A 14,207-nucleotide genomic window follows, 5' to 3' on the forward strand; every position below is an offset into this window, starting at 1 on the left:
AGAACCGCTGAGCCGAAAAGCCGCCGATCCGCCCGACCGGCTCGCGCACCGATCCGCCCGATCCACCCGATCCATCGACCCTCCGACCCCAGGGACACCCGTGAAGAGCACCGACCCCGCCGACCCGCACGCCTCCGCCGGGAGCGGCACCGCCGACCCGTCAGGTCCCTTCGGCTGGATCGCGGAACAGGACCGGATCAGGCGCGAGGCCGGGCTCCGGCGGGAGTTGCGCCCCCGCCCGGCGGACTGGGAGCTGCTCGACCTCGCGGGCAACGACTACCTCGGCCTGACCCGGCACCCCGAGGTCACGAAGGCGGGCGCCGACGCCTGCCTGCGCTGGGGCGCGGGCGCCACCGGCTCCCGGCTGGTCACCGGCAGCACCGCGCTGCACGCGGAACTCGAAGCGGAGATCGCCGACTTCACCGGCTTCGAGGCGGCCCTGGTCCTCGCCTCCGGCTACGCCGCCAACCTCGCCGCCGTCACCGCGCTGACCGGCCCCGACACCCTGCTGGTCTCCGACGCCGCCAACCACGCCTCACTGATCGACGGCTGCCGCCTGTCGCGCGCCACCACCGAAGTGGTGCCGCACGCCGACCCCGAGGCCGTACGCAAGGCGCTCGGCGCGCGGGCCCGGCGGGACGCCGACGCGTCCCGGTCCGGGGGAGCGCCCTCCGTCGTCGTCAGCGACTCGGTGTTCTCGGTGGACGGCGACGCGGCGCCGCTGCCCGCGCTCGCCGCGGCCTGCCGCGAGTACGGCGCCGCGCTGCTCGTCGACGACGCGCACGGCTTCGGCGTGCTGGGCGAGGGCGGGCGCGGCGCGCTCGCGGCGGCCGGACTCGCCGGAGCCCCCGACGTGGTGAGCACGGCGACGCTGTCGAAGGCGTTCGGCGCGCAGGGCGGTGTGGTGCTCGGGCCCGCGGCCGTCATCGAGCACCTGGTCAACGCCGCCCGCACCTTCATCTTCGACACCGGTCTCGCCCCGGCCGCGGCGGGCGCCGCCCTCGGCGCGCTGCGGCTGCTGCGGCGCGAGCCGGAGCGCGCCGACCGCGCGCTGCACGTGGCCCGCGCCTTCCACCGGATGCTGACCGCCGCGGAGTTGGACGCGACGGCGCCCGACGCCTGTGTGGTGTCGGTGCGCGCGCCCTCGCCCGAGGCGGCCGTCGAGTGGGCGGCCCGGTGCCGGGCCGCGGGTCTGGCCGTCGGCTGCTTCCGGCCGCCGTCCGTCCCCGACGGGGTGTCCCGGCTGCGGCTGACCGCGCGCTGCGACCTGACGGACGCGCAGGTCGCAGGCGCGGTGGACGTCATCGTCCGTACAGCGCCGCGCGGTTGAGGGCGCGGCCCGCCGCCGTCCGTCCGCCGCAGGAACCGACCCGGTCCTACGCGGGGCCGAGGTCGTCCCGGCGCAGCGCCCCGACGAAGTGCGACCAGGCACCCGGTGGGAAGAGCAGCGCGGGCCCCTCCTGGTCCTTGGAATCGCGGACGGCGAGCAGCCCCGAGGCCAGTCTCGCGGTCTCCACGCAGTTGTTCGCGGCGGTGCTGTGACTGCTCCTCCGCCATGTCACGCCGGAAATCGACGCGCTCGAGGAAACGTACCCGGACTGTGCCGCCATGGTGGCCTCCTTTATGCGCCTGCGAATCGCGACATCTCCCCGGCGATCTTACTGATCAACGCGACGGACTCGTCGCGAGGAAGGGCAATGTTGCTCAATCGGGTGAAAGCGGCGCCGTAAGCGGTGATGTCTTCTTTTCGATCGACGTAGAGACTACTCGTCAAATGATCGATAACAACCACGTCGAGATCAGCGATGCGCGGAAATGAGAAGATAACGAACGAACCCGTAACTCCTATGTGGCCCCCGGCGCCGAAGGGCAGCACCTGGAGCCGGATCTGCGGCAGCGCGGCGGCGCGTTCCAGTGACCGCAACTGATCGGACATGACCGCGGGGCCGCCGACCACGCGGCGCAGCACGGCCTCGTCCAGCACGGCCCACAGTTCCAGCGGCTCGTCCTGGCGCAGCACCGCCTGCCGGGCGATCCGCACGTCGACCAGTGCGCCGGCCTCGCTCCGGGTCAGATGCGGCATGACGTCGCGGGTGAGCGCCCGGGCGTAGGCGGGGGTCTGGAGCAGGCCGGGCACCACGCTGTTCTCCATCGAGCGGGCCCGGCTGGCACCCGCCTCCAGGCTGATGAAGTCGCGGTACTCCACGGGCAGTACGTCGCGGAAGTCCTGCCACCAGCCGCGCTGTCTGCCCTGACCTGCCAGCGTGCCCAGCAGGTCGCGCAGATCGCGGTCGCGCACCTCGTAGACGTCGAGCAGCACGTCGACGTCCTCGGCGCTGACGCTGCTGCGGCCGGTCTCGATACGGCTGACTTTCGACTGGTGCCAGCCGGCCGCCTCGGCGACCTGCTCGCTGGTCATTCCGGACAGGTCGCGGAGTCGGCGCAGTTCGCCGCCGAGCTTGCGTCGTCGTACGGCGGGGACCCGTTCCATGGCCTCTCGCACCTCCTGAAGTGAGGGATGCCGGTAGTCGGGCGGTCATTACGACAGTGTGCCGACCAAATGCGTATCCACGTAGCAGAGTTCACCGATTTGAGCGACAGATATATGCATTGCGCGGTGGACCGTCCGAAACGGCGGCACGATTAGTGGCAGTCTGGCGCGAACCAGCCACTTCCGGGCGTGGCCCGGAGAGCCCGCGCCGATACCCCGGTCCGCAGTGGATGGGAAAGGAACGATGTCGCCATGGCAGATCTGCAGGAAGCTTCCGTCACTCTGCCGAGCGACCCTGCCTCGGTACCGGCGGCCCGGCGCTACGTCTGCGCCCGACTCGCCGAATGGGGACTGCCGTCGGACGCCCCCTCGGTCGACGCCGTGCGCCTGATCGTCTCCGAGCTGGCCACCAACGCGGTGCTGCACACCTCGGGAATGTCGCCGACCTTCACCGTGGACGTGCGTCTCGAACGGCAGGAGCAGTTGCTGATCGGCGTGACCGACAGCCACCCGCGCTGGCCCCAGCGGCTGCCCGCTGCGGTCCAGCAGGACAACGGGCGCGGGATGATGATCATTCGGCATCTGGCGGCGGAGTCCGGCGGCAGGCTGCGGATCACGCCGACCGACGAGGGCGGCAAGACGGTCTGGATCACGATCCCCTGGGCGGTCCCGGTGGCCTGAGCGACGGGCGCTGTTCACGGGCGCGTCGGCGGCACCAGCAGCGCCTCGGCTCCGACCGGTGCGAAACCGGCGGCGAGGAAGGCCCGCACGCTCGCCGCGTTGCCCGGGGCGATCTGGGCCCACAACGGCGCGCCGTCCGGGACGAGATGACGGGCCGCGAGGGCGAGAAGGCGGCCGAGGCCCTTGCCGCGGGCGTCCGGGTCCACCTCGACGGCGGTCTCCCAACGGCCCGCCACACCGCGGCCGATGAGGACGGTGCCGCCGGGCGCGGTCCAGGCCCGCACGTCGTCGCGGTGCTGGAGCGCCCGCACGATCCGCGGATGGGAGCGGTCGGTGGTCTCGGTGAGGGGGAGCGGGGGCGGGCCCGGCAGCGGGGCGGCCAGGGCCAGCAGGTCGAGGTTGTTGACCACACGGCCGGTGCGGGCGCAAAGAGCGGTCAGGAAAGGCGGGTTGAGCGGAGCGGACAGGTCGTCGGGCGGGAGCAGGGCACGGAGACCGGCACCGGTGTCTTCGGACGCCGGGCATTCGGCCGTACCCGCCGTACCCGCCGTACCCGCCATACACGCCGTACCCGACCCGTCGGCGATGTCGGCGAAGACCACGGTGTGGGCGGTGAAGGCGATGACTCCGGCGTCGCGGGCCGACGGCTGGGCGACGAAGGTGACGGTCCCGTCGGCGGGCGGGAAGTCGCCTCGCGCGGCGGCGTCCAGCAGGGACCGCAGGGAGGGCCCGGCGCGGTGCGCCGCGGTGGTCGGCGAGCTCATCCGACCATCCTCTCAGCCGTCCCGTACGCGGCCGGACGCGCCTACGATCGGGTGACATGCGGCCGATCGCGGGGCCGGTCCCGCGAGTCTGTGCGTCATGATCAAGAACCGAGTCCGGTCGCTTCTCACGACCGGCGCGCTGACCCTGACCGCCGTACTCGCCGCGCAGACCGCGGCCACGTCGGAGACCGCGTCGGCCGTCGCCTCCGGACCCCTGTCCCCCGCGGCGCCCACCGCCCTGTCCGCGCCCTCCACGTCCCTCGTGCCCCGTCCCGCCCCCGCGGGCGACGACGGCTGGTGCCCGGTGGTCCACGATCCGCTGTTCGCCGCCGCCGACCGCAGCGTCGACGTCGAGCGCATCACCCCCGAGCCGTCCTACCGCCGCACGTGCGGGGAGCTGTTCCGCTCGGACGGCCGCGCCCCCGCCGTGGTCTTCCAGGAGGGCTTCCAGCCCAAGGCCGCGCAGGACGGGCAGTACGACCTCGCGGCGTACGTGCTGAAGAACCAGCCGTCGCCGTTCGTGAGCACCAGCTACGACCACGACCTCTACAAGCAGTGGAAGCCCGGCTTCAACTACTACGTGGACGCGCCCGGCGGTATCGACGTCAACGCCACGATCGGTGACACCCACAAGTGGGCCGACCAGCACGAGGTCGCCTTCCCCGGCGGCCTCGCCCGGCGCTTCATCGTCGGCGCCTGTCCCGTCGACAAGGCGACCAAGGACGAGGACCTGGCCGGCTGCGTACGCAACCCGTACTACGTCCCGTGGCGCGGGATTCCGGCGCCGCGTCCGTTCGCGCCGGTGCTGCTCCCGGCGGGCTGACCGTCCCTGATCCGGCCGGGGGAGCCGTACCCCCGGCCGGACCGGCTGTCCACGCCGCTGAAGGGGGTGCGGCGGGTCGCCCCGTCGCACCCGAGCCGCCGGCCCGCACTGTCCTACGGCTCCGGGCCGCTGTTCGGGCCGGACGACGGCCGGGCCGCGCGGCGGCGAGTGCCCACCGCTCCACGGACCGTATACGCCGTACGGGCGCGATACGCGTCGCGGCCGGAATCGGCCGTCCGGGTCACGCCACCCGCCCGTACCAGACGGCGCTGGTCCAGATCCTTTCCAGCCGGACCCTGGCGCCGGTCTTGGGGGCGTGCCAGATCCGGCCGCTCCCGGCGTAGATCCCGACGTGGTAAATGGACCGGCCGGTGTGGAAGAACACCAGGTCACCGACGCGGCGGGCACCCGACGAGATGTGCCGGGTGCTGTTGTACTGGGCGGCGGCGGTACGCGGCAGCTTCTTGCCCGCGCGCTTGAACGAGTACAGCGTCAGCCCCGAGCAGTCGAAGCGGTTCGGGCCGGTGGCGCCCCACTGGTAGGGCGAGCCCTTCTTCGACGCCGCCACGTTCAGGGCCTTCACGCCCATCGTCGCGGCCTCGGCCTGCTGGGCGGTGCCCGGCAGCAGCGCGGGCAGTGCGACCGCTGTGGCGGTGAGCACGGAGGCCGTCCCGAGCCGGGACAGCCGTCCGGAGATGCACTTGAGCGCGAACATGCGCAACCCTTCGTCATCAGCCTCCGAAGGATGACCTGTCGGGTTCGGGCTGGCGAAGATGCCCGGCCGCGTGGTGCGGCTTCACCCCAAGGGACGGCTCCGGCGCTGTGCCGTGACCGACCCGTCGTACCTGGGTCCTCCGCTCCCGCCGGTGCACTCATGTCGACCTGACGTCCACGCGGCGGCGGGACTGGGCGTCCGCGTGGACCGCCCCGCCACGGCGGCGGGGGCTTGTCGTCACTACGGATGGTGACGCACAGAACCGGCCACAGCCGGGCGGGAAACGCGCGGTGTGAGTCAGGTCACGACTCACCTATTCGGGTGGACACCGGGGCGAATCACCCGGTCCGCGCCTCCGGTCGCATCATCTGACCTGCGGATATGTGACGGACGATGGGCGGTTTTGGCCGGTGCGCGCAATTCGGCCGGAGAGCATGAATCGGCGGTGAATACGCCGATGGGATGAGCCCCTTTGGTGCAGTGCCGACGGTTTCGAGCGCGCAGAGTGACCGCGCTCACACCTGGCCTGCGTCGGTGTGCCGCGCGAGCTCTCCGTCGGCGGACCGCACGAGGCTCACACCAACGGGCCGCACGGGCCGCGCTGTCCGCACCAGCCTCACGCGGGCGGCGGCCCCGCGGCCGGATCGGGCGCCAGCGCCACCAGCCCCGACCGCCGCTCGCCGTCCAGCACCCGCAGGGCGCGGGCCAGTGTGGCGTGGTGCAGTTCGGTCTCGCCCCGCATGTGCATCACGGTCAGCGCGTCGCGCAGCGTGGTCGCCCGGCCCACCAGCGCCTGGGCGGCCCGCAGGGCGCTGTAGGTGTCGGCGGTGCGGGACGGATTGATCCGGCCGAGCAGATCGACGACCTCCAGGTAGGAGTCGATCAGCTCACCCTCGGAGCGGGTGAGCGCCGGAAGCGGCGGCAGTTCCGGGACCACCGCGGGTCACCGCAGGCCGTACGCGGGGCCGTTGGTCTTGCGGCTGGTGGTCAGCTTGTCCACCAGCCCGTAGGCGACGGCCTCTTCGCCGTCGAGGACCTTGTCCCGCTCGATGTCGGTACGGATCCGCTCGATGTCCCGGCCGGTGTGCCGGGCCAGCAGCGTCTCCAACTGCTCGCGGGTGCGCAGCAGTTCGTTGGCCTGGATCTCCAGGTCCGAGATGGGCCCCTGGACCACCTCGCCGAGCGACGGCTGGTGGATCAGCACCCGCGCGCCCGGAGTGATCATGCGCTTGCCCGGCGCGCCCGCCGCCAGCAGCACGGCCGCGGCCGAGGCGGCCTGCCCGATGCAGACCGTCGCCACGTCGCAGGTGACGAACTGCATCGTGTCGTAGATGGCGGTCATCGCCGAGAACGAGCCGCCGGGCGAGTTGATGTAGAGGTTGATGTCCTGCTCGGGGGCGGCGTTCTCCAGGTGGATGAGCTGGGCCATCACGTCGTTCGCCGAGGTGTCGTCGACCTGGGTGCCCAGGAAGATGATCCGCTCCTGGAGCAGCTTGGAGTACGGGTCCATCGTGCGGACGCCGTTGCTGCTGCGTTCGGTGAACTCGGGCAGGACGTAGCGGGCGGTGGGACGGAACACGGCGTGCACCTCCGGGCGGATCTGGGCGCAGGAACTGGCCACAGGTCAAAATGTACAGGACGTACATCTCGTTATGATGGGGAGCATGACCCATGACGTCCCGGTGACACAAGCGCGTGCCGAGCTCGCGGAACTGATCAACCGCGTGGTCTACGGCGGCGAACAGGTGGTGCTGACCCGCCACGGCAAGCCCCTCGTCGCCCTGGTGTCCGCCGCTGACCTGCAACGACTGCGTGATCTCGACGAGCAGGCCGAGGAGCAGGTGATCAGTACGGTCTCCGCCGTCGGCTCCCGTACGTCCGCCACGGGCGAACGCCGACGGTTCGGCATCGCGGCCGAGCACCGGGGTCACCAGACCGGCGACCGTCGTCCATAACAGCGACCGCCGCCCGTAACAGGGGTTAACGCAGTCGAAACCGCGTCGAACTAATCTCGCGGGTTCTGACGACTGTGAGGTGTGGCTGTGCAGTTGACCCCCCACGAGCAGGAACGCCTGCTCATCCATGTCGCCGCGGACGTGGCGGCCAAGCGGCGCGCCCGCGGGCTGCGGCTCAACCACCCCGAGGCGGTCGCGCTCATCACCGCGCATCTGCTCGAAGGAGCCCGCGACGGCCGCGGCGTCTCGGAACTGATGGAGTCCGGGCGCACCGTGCTGACCCGCGCCGACGTCATGGACGGCATCCCCGAGATGATCCACGACGTGCAGGTCGAGGCCACGTTCCCCGACGGCACCAAGCTCGTCACCGTCCACCAGCCGATCGTCTGACGGGCAGGAGCGCCATGATCCCCGGAGAGATCCTCAGCGCGGACGCGCCCGTGCCGCTCAACGCGGGCCGCCCGGTGACCCGCCTCACCGTTCTCAACGCGGCCGACCGGCCCGTCCAGGTCGGCTCGCACTACCACTTCGCCGAGGCCAACCCCGGTCTGGAGTTCGACCGCGCCGCCGCCCGCGGCCTGCGGCTGAACATCGCCGCGGGCACCGCCGTACGCTTCGAGCCCGGCATCCCCGCCGAGGTCGAACTCGTGCCGATCGCCGGACAGCGCGTCGTGGCCGGGCTGCGCGGCGAGACCGCGGGGGCGCTCGATGGCTGACCTCTCGCGGGCCGTATACGCCGACCTCTACGGCCCCACCACCGGGGACCGGGTCCGGCTGGCCGACACCGACCTGCTGATCGAGGTCGAACGCGACCTGGCGGGCGGGCCGGGACTCGCGGGCGACGAAGCCGTCTTCGGCGGCGGCAAGGTGATCCGCGAATCGATGGGCCAGGCGCGCACCAGCCGCGCGGAGGGCGCGCCCGACACCGTCATCACCGGCGCCGTCGTCCTCGACCACTGGGGCGTGGTCAAGGCGGACATCGGCATCCGCGACGGCCGGATCACCGCGCTGGGCAAGGCGGGCAACCCCGAGACGATGGACGGCGTCCACCCCGACCTCGTCATCGGCCCCGAGACCGAGATCATCGCGGGCAACGGCAAGATCCTCACTGCCGGCACCATCGACGCGCACGTCCACTTCATCTCGCCGACGCTGCTGCCGCAGGCCCTGTCGGCGGGCGTCACCACCGTCATCGGCGGCGGCACGGGACCGGCCGAGGGCACCAAGGCGACCACCGTCACGCCCGGCGGCTGGCACCTGGCGCGGATGTTCGCGGGCCTGGAGGCGTACCCGGTCAACGTGGGGCTGCTCGGCAAGGGCAACACCGTCAACCAGCGGTCCATGCACGACCAACTGCGCGCCGGAGCCGTCGGGTTCAAGATCCACGAGGACTGGGGCGCCACCCCCGCCGCCATCGACGCCTGCCTGACGGTCTGTGAGCGGACCGGCGCCCAACTGGCCATCCACACCGACACGTTGAACGAGGCCGGATTCGTCGAGGACACCCTGGCCGCCATCGCGGGCCGGGGCATCCACGCCTACCACACCGAAGGCGCGGGCGGCGGGCACGCGCCCGACATCATCACCGTGGTCTCGCAGCCGCACGTGCTGCCGTCCTCGACCAACCCGACCCGGCCGCACACCGTCAACACCGTCGAGGAGCACCTCGACATGCTGATGGTCTGCCACCACCTCAACCCGTCGGTCCCCGAGGACCTCGCCTTCGCCGAGTCCCGGATCCGCCCGTCGACCATCGCCGCCGAGGACGTCCTGCACGACCTCGGCGCGATCAGCATCATCAGCTCCGACTCACAGGCCATGGGCCGGATCGGCGAAGTCGCCCTGCGCACCTGGCAGACCGCGCACGTGATGAAGCGACGGCGCGGCGCGCTCCCCGGCGACGGCGCGGCCGACAACCACCGCGCCCGCCGCTATGTCGCCAAATACACCATCAACCCCGCGGTCGCGCAGGGCCTCGACCACGAGATCGGCTCCGTCGAGGCCGGGAAGCTCGCGGACCTGGTGCTGTGGGAACCGGCGTTCTTCGGAGTCAAGCCACAACTCGTCATCAAGGGCGGCCAGATCGCCTACGCCCAGATGGGCGACGCCAACGCGTCCATCCCCACCCCCCAACCCGTGCTTCCCCGGCCGATGTTCGGCGCGGTCGGCACCGCGCCCGCCGCCAACTCCGTCAACTTCGTCAACGAGGCGGCGCTGGAGGACGGCCTGCCCGAACGCCTCGGCCTCGGCAAGGAGTTCGTGCCGATCCGCAGTACACGCGCCGTGACCAAGGCCGACATGCGGGAGAACGACGCGCTGCCGAGAGTCGAGGTCGAACCCGACACGTTCACCGTACGGATCGACGGCGAGGTCGTGGAGCCCGCGCCCGCGCCGGAACTGCCCATGGCCCAGCGGTACTTCCTCTTCTGAGACCATGACCCCGACGACCCCGACGACCCCGACGACCCCGACGACCCCGACGACCCCGACGACCCCGCCTCCTACGACCACGACACCCGCCGCGCGCGCCGCCCTGCTGCTGCTCGCCGACGGCCGCTTCCCGGCCGGCGGCCACGCGCACTCCGGCGGCGCGGAGGCCGCGGTCGCGGACGGCCGGGTGCGGGACGCGGCGACCCTGGCGGATTTCTGCCGGGGCCGTCTGCACACCACTGGACTGGTCGCCGCCGCACTGGCCGCGGCGGCGACCTTCGGCCTCGACCCGCTCGTCCTGGACGCGGCGGCCGACGCCCGCACCCCCTCGCCCGCCCTGCGCACCACCTCCCGCAAGCTCGGCCGCCAGCTCCTGCGCGCCGCCCGCGCCGCCTGGCCCGCACCCGCGCTCGACCAGCTCGCCGCCGCCCGCCCGCGCGGTGCCCACCAGCCCGTCGTCCTCGGCGTCACCGCCCGCGCCGCCGGCCTGCTCCCGCAGGACGCGGCACACGTCGCCGCCTACGAGTCCGTCAGCGGGCCCGCGACCGCCGCCGTACGGCTGCTGAGCCTCGACCCCTTCCACGCCGCGGCCGTACTCGCCCGGCTGGCACCGTGCGTCGACGAGGCGGCCGCCGCGGCGGCGCTCGCCGCCGAACGCGCCCTCGCCGAAGGCCCGGACGTGCTGCCCGCCGCGTCCGCACCGCTGCTCGACCTTGCCGCGCAGGACCACGCCGCCTGGCCCGTACGCCTCTTCGCCTCGTGATTCGCCTCCCGACCCGCCTTCCGATCCGCAGCCTGATCCGCCTCCTGATCCGCAGCCTGATCCGCCTCCTGATCCGCAGCCTCATCCGCAGCCCGGTTCCGAACGCCGTCCGCACCAACGGAGTTGACCATGCATCTCGACCACCCCGAGACCTACCCCGAGCGGTACGCGCACTCCTCGCCCGCCGTCCGCGCCGACGGCAGGCGGCGCGCGCTGCGGATCGGCCTCGGCGGCCCGGTCGGGTCCGGCAAGACCGCGACCGTCGCGGCGCTGTGCCGCAGACTGCGCGACGACCTGTCGATCGCCGTGGTCACCAATGACATTTACACGCGCGAGGACGCCGACTTCCTGCTGCGCAACGCGGTGCTGCCCGCCGAACGGATCGCCGCCGTGGAGACCGGCGCGTGCCCGCACACCGCGATCCGGGACGACATCTCCGCGAATCTCGAAGCCGTCGAGGATCTGGAGGACGCGGTCGGCCCGCTCGATCTCATCCTCGTCGAGTCCGGCGGCGACAATCTGACCGCCACCTTCTCCAAGGGACTGGTGGACGCGCAGATCTTCGTCATCGACGTGGCGGGCGGCGACGACATCCCCCGCAAGGGCGGCCCCGGTGTCACCACCGCCGACCTCCTCGTGATCAACAAGACCGACCTCGCCCCCTACGTCGGCGCCGACCTCACCCGCATGTCCCGCGACGCCGCCGCCCAGCGCGGCGACCTGCCCGTCGTCCTCACCTCCGTCGCCGCCCCCGACGGCGTCGCCCCGGTCGCCGCCTGGGTGGGCGACCGCCTGGCCGCCTGGGCCGCCGTCCCCGCGACGACGGCGTGAACGACGTGGCGGTCCGCGACACCGCGCACGGCGTCGTCGCCACGGCGCGGATCGTCGCCGCCCCCGACGGGCACGGCGGTACGGCGCTGCCCGTGCTGGCCGGTGACGGACCGCTGGCGCTGCGGCGCAGCCGGATCGTCGGCGGCGCCGACGGCGAAGGGGCCGGGGTGATGGTGGTCGGCGCGATGAGCGCGCCGCTCGGCGGCGACCGGCTGCGGATCGAGGCGGAGGTGGGACAGGGCGCACGGCTCGCGGTGGGGTCCGCCGCGGCCACGGTGTCGCTGCCGGGGCGGGACGGCGTGCGGGCGACGTACGACGTGCGGCTGACCGTACGGGCCGGTGGCGCGCTGCGCTGGCTGCCCGAGCCGGTGATCGCCGCCCACCGCAGCGACCTGCGGATGACCACCCGCGTGGACCTCGCCCCCGGCGCGCGCCTCCTGCTGCGGGACGAACAGATCCTCGGCCGCCACGCGGAACCCCCCGGCCGCCTCAGCACCCGGCTGACCGCCCACCTCGACGGCCGCCCGCTCCTGGACCAGGAACTCCGCTTCGGCCCCGGCGCCCCCACCGGCTGGGACGGACCGGCCGTCCTCGGCCGCTACCGGGCCGTCGGCCAACTCCTGCTGATCGAACCCGGCTTCGCCGACCTCCCGGCCGTCGCCCGCACGCTGCCCGCCGACCCCGCCGAAGGCCGGGCGGCCGTCACCCCGCTCGCGGGCCCCGCCGCGTTGATCACCGCGGTGGCCGCGGACGGCCTGCGCCTGCGCCGTCTGCTGGACGCCGGTCTGGCGGCCGCCCGGGCCGCGAGCGCCCCGGCCGACTAGAGCCTGTCCGGCGGATCACGAACGGCCCCTTCGGTGCCTGGCACGCCCGCCCGCCGCGTTACCTGAATGCCCGCACAGCTCCGCTGTGCGGGCATCCCGGTGCCCGGAGCGCGACCAGCGCAGGCCCGGGGAAACGGCCGTCACCCGTGCGGCGGCAGCCACCTCACGCCCAACTCGTCCGCAGAATCACACTTTGATGAAGAATCACCCGCCTGGCCTGTTCACAGGCGACTCACAGGGGAAAGGATTCGCTCCGCAGCAACTGTGACCACCGTGGCCACAAGCCACGGACCAGGAGGGGAGTTTCCGCCTTGAGACGCACGATCGTGCTCGTCTCCACCGGCGCCCTGATCGCGGGCGCCATCGCAGCCGCCCCGGCGGCCACCGCACAGTCGCACGACCAGCCGTCGAGATCGGCGCGGTCCGTCACCGTACCCGAGTCCGTCGGCGTGGTGATCGCCGCCGCGAACGCCGCCCGCAAGGGCATCGACTGGGCTGCCTGCCCGGCGAGTTGGAACATTCCGTCACCGATCACCTGCGGCTATGTGACCGTGCCCGTCGACTACGGCAAGCCGTTCGGCGCGACCGTCAAGCTGGCCGTGGACCGGGCGGGCAACACCGGTACCCCGGCCGAACGGCAGGGCGCGCTGATCTACAACCCGGGCGGTCCCGGCGGCTCGGGACTGCGCTTCCCGGTCCGGGTCACCACCTCCTCCGCGCTGTGGGTCAAGACGGCGAAGGCGTACGACTTCGTGGGCTTCGACCCGCGCGGCGTCGGCCACTCCGCCCCGATCTCCTGCGAGGACCCGCAGGAGTACGTGAAAGCCCCCAAGGCCGACCCGGTGCCGGACAGCGAGGCCGACAAGCTCGCACAGCGCAAGCTCGCTGCCGAGTACGCCGACGGCTGCCTGGAGCGCACCGGCGCGCGGACGCTCTCCCAGATGACCACGCAGAACACCGCACGCGACCTGGACGTCATCCGCGCCGCGCTGCACGAGAAGAAGCTCAACTACCTGGGCGTCTCCTACGGCACGTACCTCGGCGCGGTCTACGCGACGCTCTTCCCGACGCACGTGCGCCGGTTGATCGTGGACAGCGTCGTCAACCCGGCGCAGGACCAGATCTGGTACCGGAACAACCTGGACCAGGACGTGGCCTTCCAGGGCCGCTGGGACGACTGGGAGGCGTGGGTCGCGACGTACGACTCCGTCTACCACCTCGGCGACACGCCCGCGAAGGTCGAGCAGAAGTGGCTCGCGCTGCGCGCCGCCGCCAAGAGCCGCCCGATCGGCGGCGTCGTCGGGCCGAACGAACTCCTCGGCTTCTTCCAGAACGCGCCCTACTACGACTCGACGTGGGCCACGGTCGCGGGCGTCTGGAGCCGCTACGAGGCGGGTGACACCCAGGCGCTGCTCGACGCGGCGGCGCCCGACCTGTCCGACACCGCGGGCAACATCTCGGCCGAGAACAGCAACGCCGTGTACACCGCGGTGGAGTGCACCGACGCCAAGTGGCCCACGAATTGGCGCACATGGGACCGGGACAACACCGCGCTGCACGCCAAGTACCCCTTCCTGACGTGGGAGAACGCCTGGCTGAACCTGCCGTGCGCCACCTGGGGCGTCAAGCAGCAGCGCCCGGTGGACGTCCGCTCGCACCACGGGCTGCCCGCCGTGCTGATCGTGCAGAGCACCAGGGACGCGGCGACCCCCTACACCGGGGCGCTCGAACTCCACCGCCGCCTGGCGGGCTCCCGCTTGATCACCGAGAAGGACGCGGGCTCGCACGGCGTCACCAACCTGGTGAACCCGTGCATCAACTCCCGTGTCGAGAGCTATCTGTTGACGGGCACGGTCGACGCCCACGACGTGGTGTGCGGACCCCACGCCGCACCCGTACCCGCCGCGCCCTAGGGCGAGGAACCGGCGAG

Annotated in this window: 17 protein-coding genes and 1 riboswitch; of the genes, 11 read left to right on the plus strand and 6 right to left on the minus strand. The window is 72.6% G+C overall.

What is annotated here, in order from left to right; genetic code table 11:
- Positions 1-100 precede the first annotated feature (100 nt).
- Positions 101-1,330, plus strand: a complete 1,230-nt coding sequence (locus ACIO6U_RS23660; protein ID WP_401721919.1) for an 8-amino-7-oxononanoate synthase — start codon at positions 101-103, stop codon at positions 1,328-1,330.
- 46 nt (positions 1,331-1,376) lie between these two features.
- On the opposite strand, the gene ACIO6U_RS23665 is transcribed toward ACIO6U_RS23660, so the two are convergent.
- Both ACIO6U_RS23665 and ACIO6U_RS23670 read right to left on the minus strand, forming a co-directional pair.
- Positions 1,377-1,610 (minus strand): DUF397 domain-containing protein, encoded by a 234-nt coding sequence (locus ACIO6U_RS23665; protein WP_355341196.1) that lies wholly within the window; start codon positions 1,608-1,610, stop codon positions 1,377-1,379.
- A gap of 11 nt (positions 1,611-1,621) precedes the next feature.
- Positions 1,622-2,491 (minus strand): helix-turn-helix transcriptional regulator, encoded by an 870-nt coding sequence (locus tag ACIO6U_RS23670; protein ID WP_355341193.1) that lies wholly within the window; start codon positions 2,489-2,491, stop codon positions 1,622-1,624.
- 252 nt (positions 2,492-2,743) lie between these two features.
- Between ACIO6U_RS23670 and ACIO6U_RS23675 the strand changes: the two genes are divergently transcribed.
- Positions 2,744-3,172, plus strand: coding sequence for an ATP-binding protein (locus ACIO6U_RS23675; protein ID WP_401721923.1), 429 nt, complete (start codon positions 2,744-2,746; stop codon positions 3,170-3,172).
- Positions 3,173-3,186: 14 nt separating this feature from the next.
- On the opposite strand, the gene ACIO6U_RS23680 is transcribed toward ACIO6U_RS23675, so the two are convergent.
- Positions 3,187-3,936: a GNAT family N-acetyltransferase gene (locus ACIO6U_RS23680; RefSeq protein ID WP_401721926.1), complete on the minus strand. Its 750-nt coding sequence runs from the start codon at positions 3,934-3,936 to the stop codon at positions 3,187-3,189.
- A 97-nt stretch (positions 3,937-4,033) separates the two neighbouring features.
- On the opposite strand from ACIO6U_RS23680, the gene ACIO6U_RS23685 reads away from it, so the two are divergent.
- On the plus strand, positions 4,034-4,759 hold the full coding sequence (locus ACIO6U_RS23685) for an ADP-ribosyltransferase (RefSeq protein WP_401721928.1): 726 nt from the start codon (positions 4,034-4,036) through the stop codon (positions 4,757-4,759).
- Positions 4,760-5,000: 241 nt separating this feature from the next.
- Here the strand turns inward: ACIO6U_RS23685 and ACIO6U_RS23690 are convergent, their stop codons facing one another.
- The 3 genes from ACIO6U_RS23690 to ACIO6U_RS23700 form a co-directional block, all read right to left on the minus strand.
- Positions 5,001-5,474, minus strand: a complete 474-nt coding sequence (locus ACIO6U_RS23690; RefSeq protein WP_355341181.1) for a C40 family peptidase — start codon at positions 5,472-5,474, stop codon at positions 5,001-5,003.
- A 3-nt stretch (positions 5,475-5,477) separates the two neighbouring features.
- A riboswitch (cyclic di-AMP (ydaO/yuaA leader) is annotated at positions 5,478-5,606 on the minus strand.
- 484 nt (positions 5,607-6,090) lie between these two features.
- Positions 6,091-6,411, minus strand: coding sequence for a hypothetical protein (locus ACIO6U_RS23695; RefSeq protein ID WP_401721931.1), 321 nt, complete (start codon positions 6,409-6,411; stop codon positions 6,091-6,093).
- A 6-nt stretch (positions 6,412-6,417) separates the two neighbouring features.
- Positions 6,418-7,053 (minus strand): ATP-dependent Clp protease proteolytic subunit, encoded by a 636-nt coding sequence (locus ACIO6U_RS23700; RefSeq protein WP_188285535.1) that lies wholly within the window; start codon positions 7,051-7,053, stop codon positions 6,418-6,420.
- Between the two features lie 85 nt (positions 7,054-7,138).
- Between ACIO6U_RS23700 and ACIO6U_RS23705 the strand changes: the two genes are divergently transcribed.
- The 8 genes from ACIO6U_RS23705 (at position 7,139) to ACIO6U_RS23740 (ending at position 14,190) form a co-directional block, all read left to right on the plus strand.
- On the plus strand, positions 7,139-7,429 hold the full coding sequence (locus tag ACIO6U_RS23705) for a type II toxin-antitoxin system Phd/YefM family antitoxin (RefSeq protein ID WP_188285531.1): 291 nt from the start codon (positions 7,139-7,141) through the stop codon (positions 7,427-7,429).
- Between the two features lie 87 nt (positions 7,430-7,516).
- Positions 7,517-7,819: an urease subunit gamma gene (locus ACIO6U_RS23710; protein WP_355341177.1), complete on the plus strand. Its 303-nt coding sequence runs from the start codon at positions 7,517-7,519 to the stop codon at positions 7,817-7,819.
- Positions 7,820-7,833: 14 nt separating this feature from the next.
- Positions 7,834-8,145 carry an urease subunit beta gene (locus ACIO6U_RS23715; RefSeq protein WP_355341174.1) on the plus strand — a complete coding sequence of 104 codons (312 nt, stop codon included), beginning with the start codon at positions 7,834-7,836 and terminating at the stop codon, positions 8,143-8,145.
- The gene (locus ACIO6U_RS23720) at positions 8,138-9,859 is read left to right on the plus strand and encodes an urease subunit alpha (protein WP_401721936.1); all 1,722 of its coding nucleotides are present in this window, start codon (positions 8,138-8,140) and stop codon (positions 9,857-9,859) included. The genes ACIO6U_RS23715 and ACIO6U_RS23720 overlap by 8 nt, the downstream gene beginning before the upstream one ends.
- 4 nt (positions 9,860-9,863) lie before the next feature.
- Positions 9,864-10,622 (plus strand): urease accessory protein UreF, encoded by a 759-nt coding sequence (locus ACIO6U_RS23725; protein ID WP_401721939.1) that lies wholly within the window; start codon positions 9,864-9,866, stop codon positions 10,620-10,622.
- Between the two features lie 129 nt (positions 10,623-10,751).
- Positions 10,752-11,453: an urease accessory protein UreG gene (gene ureG, locus ACIO6U_RS23730; protein WP_401721941.1), complete on the plus strand. Its 702-nt coding sequence runs from the start codon at positions 10,752-10,754 to the stop codon at positions 11,451-11,453.
- Positions 11,450-12,277, plus strand: a complete 828-nt coding sequence (locus ACIO6U_RS23735; protein WP_401721944.1) for an urease accessory protein UreD — start codon at positions 11,450-11,452, stop codon at positions 12,275-12,277. Before ureG ends, ACIO6U_RS23735 begins: the two co-directional genes overlap by 4 nt.
- Before the next feature lie 311 nt (positions 12,278-12,588).
- Positions 12,589-14,190, plus strand: coding sequence for an alpha/beta hydrolase (locus tag ACIO6U_RS23740; RefSeq protein WP_401721947.1), 1,602 nt, complete (start codon positions 12,589-12,591; stop codon positions 14,188-14,190).
- Positions 14,191-14,207: the final 17 nt, after the last annotated feature.

Source organism: Streptomyces sp. NPDC087422 (assembly GCF_044744145.1).
Classification (GTDB): domain Bacteria; phylum Actinomycetota; class Actinomycetes; order Streptomycetales; family Streptomycetaceae; genus Actinacidiphila.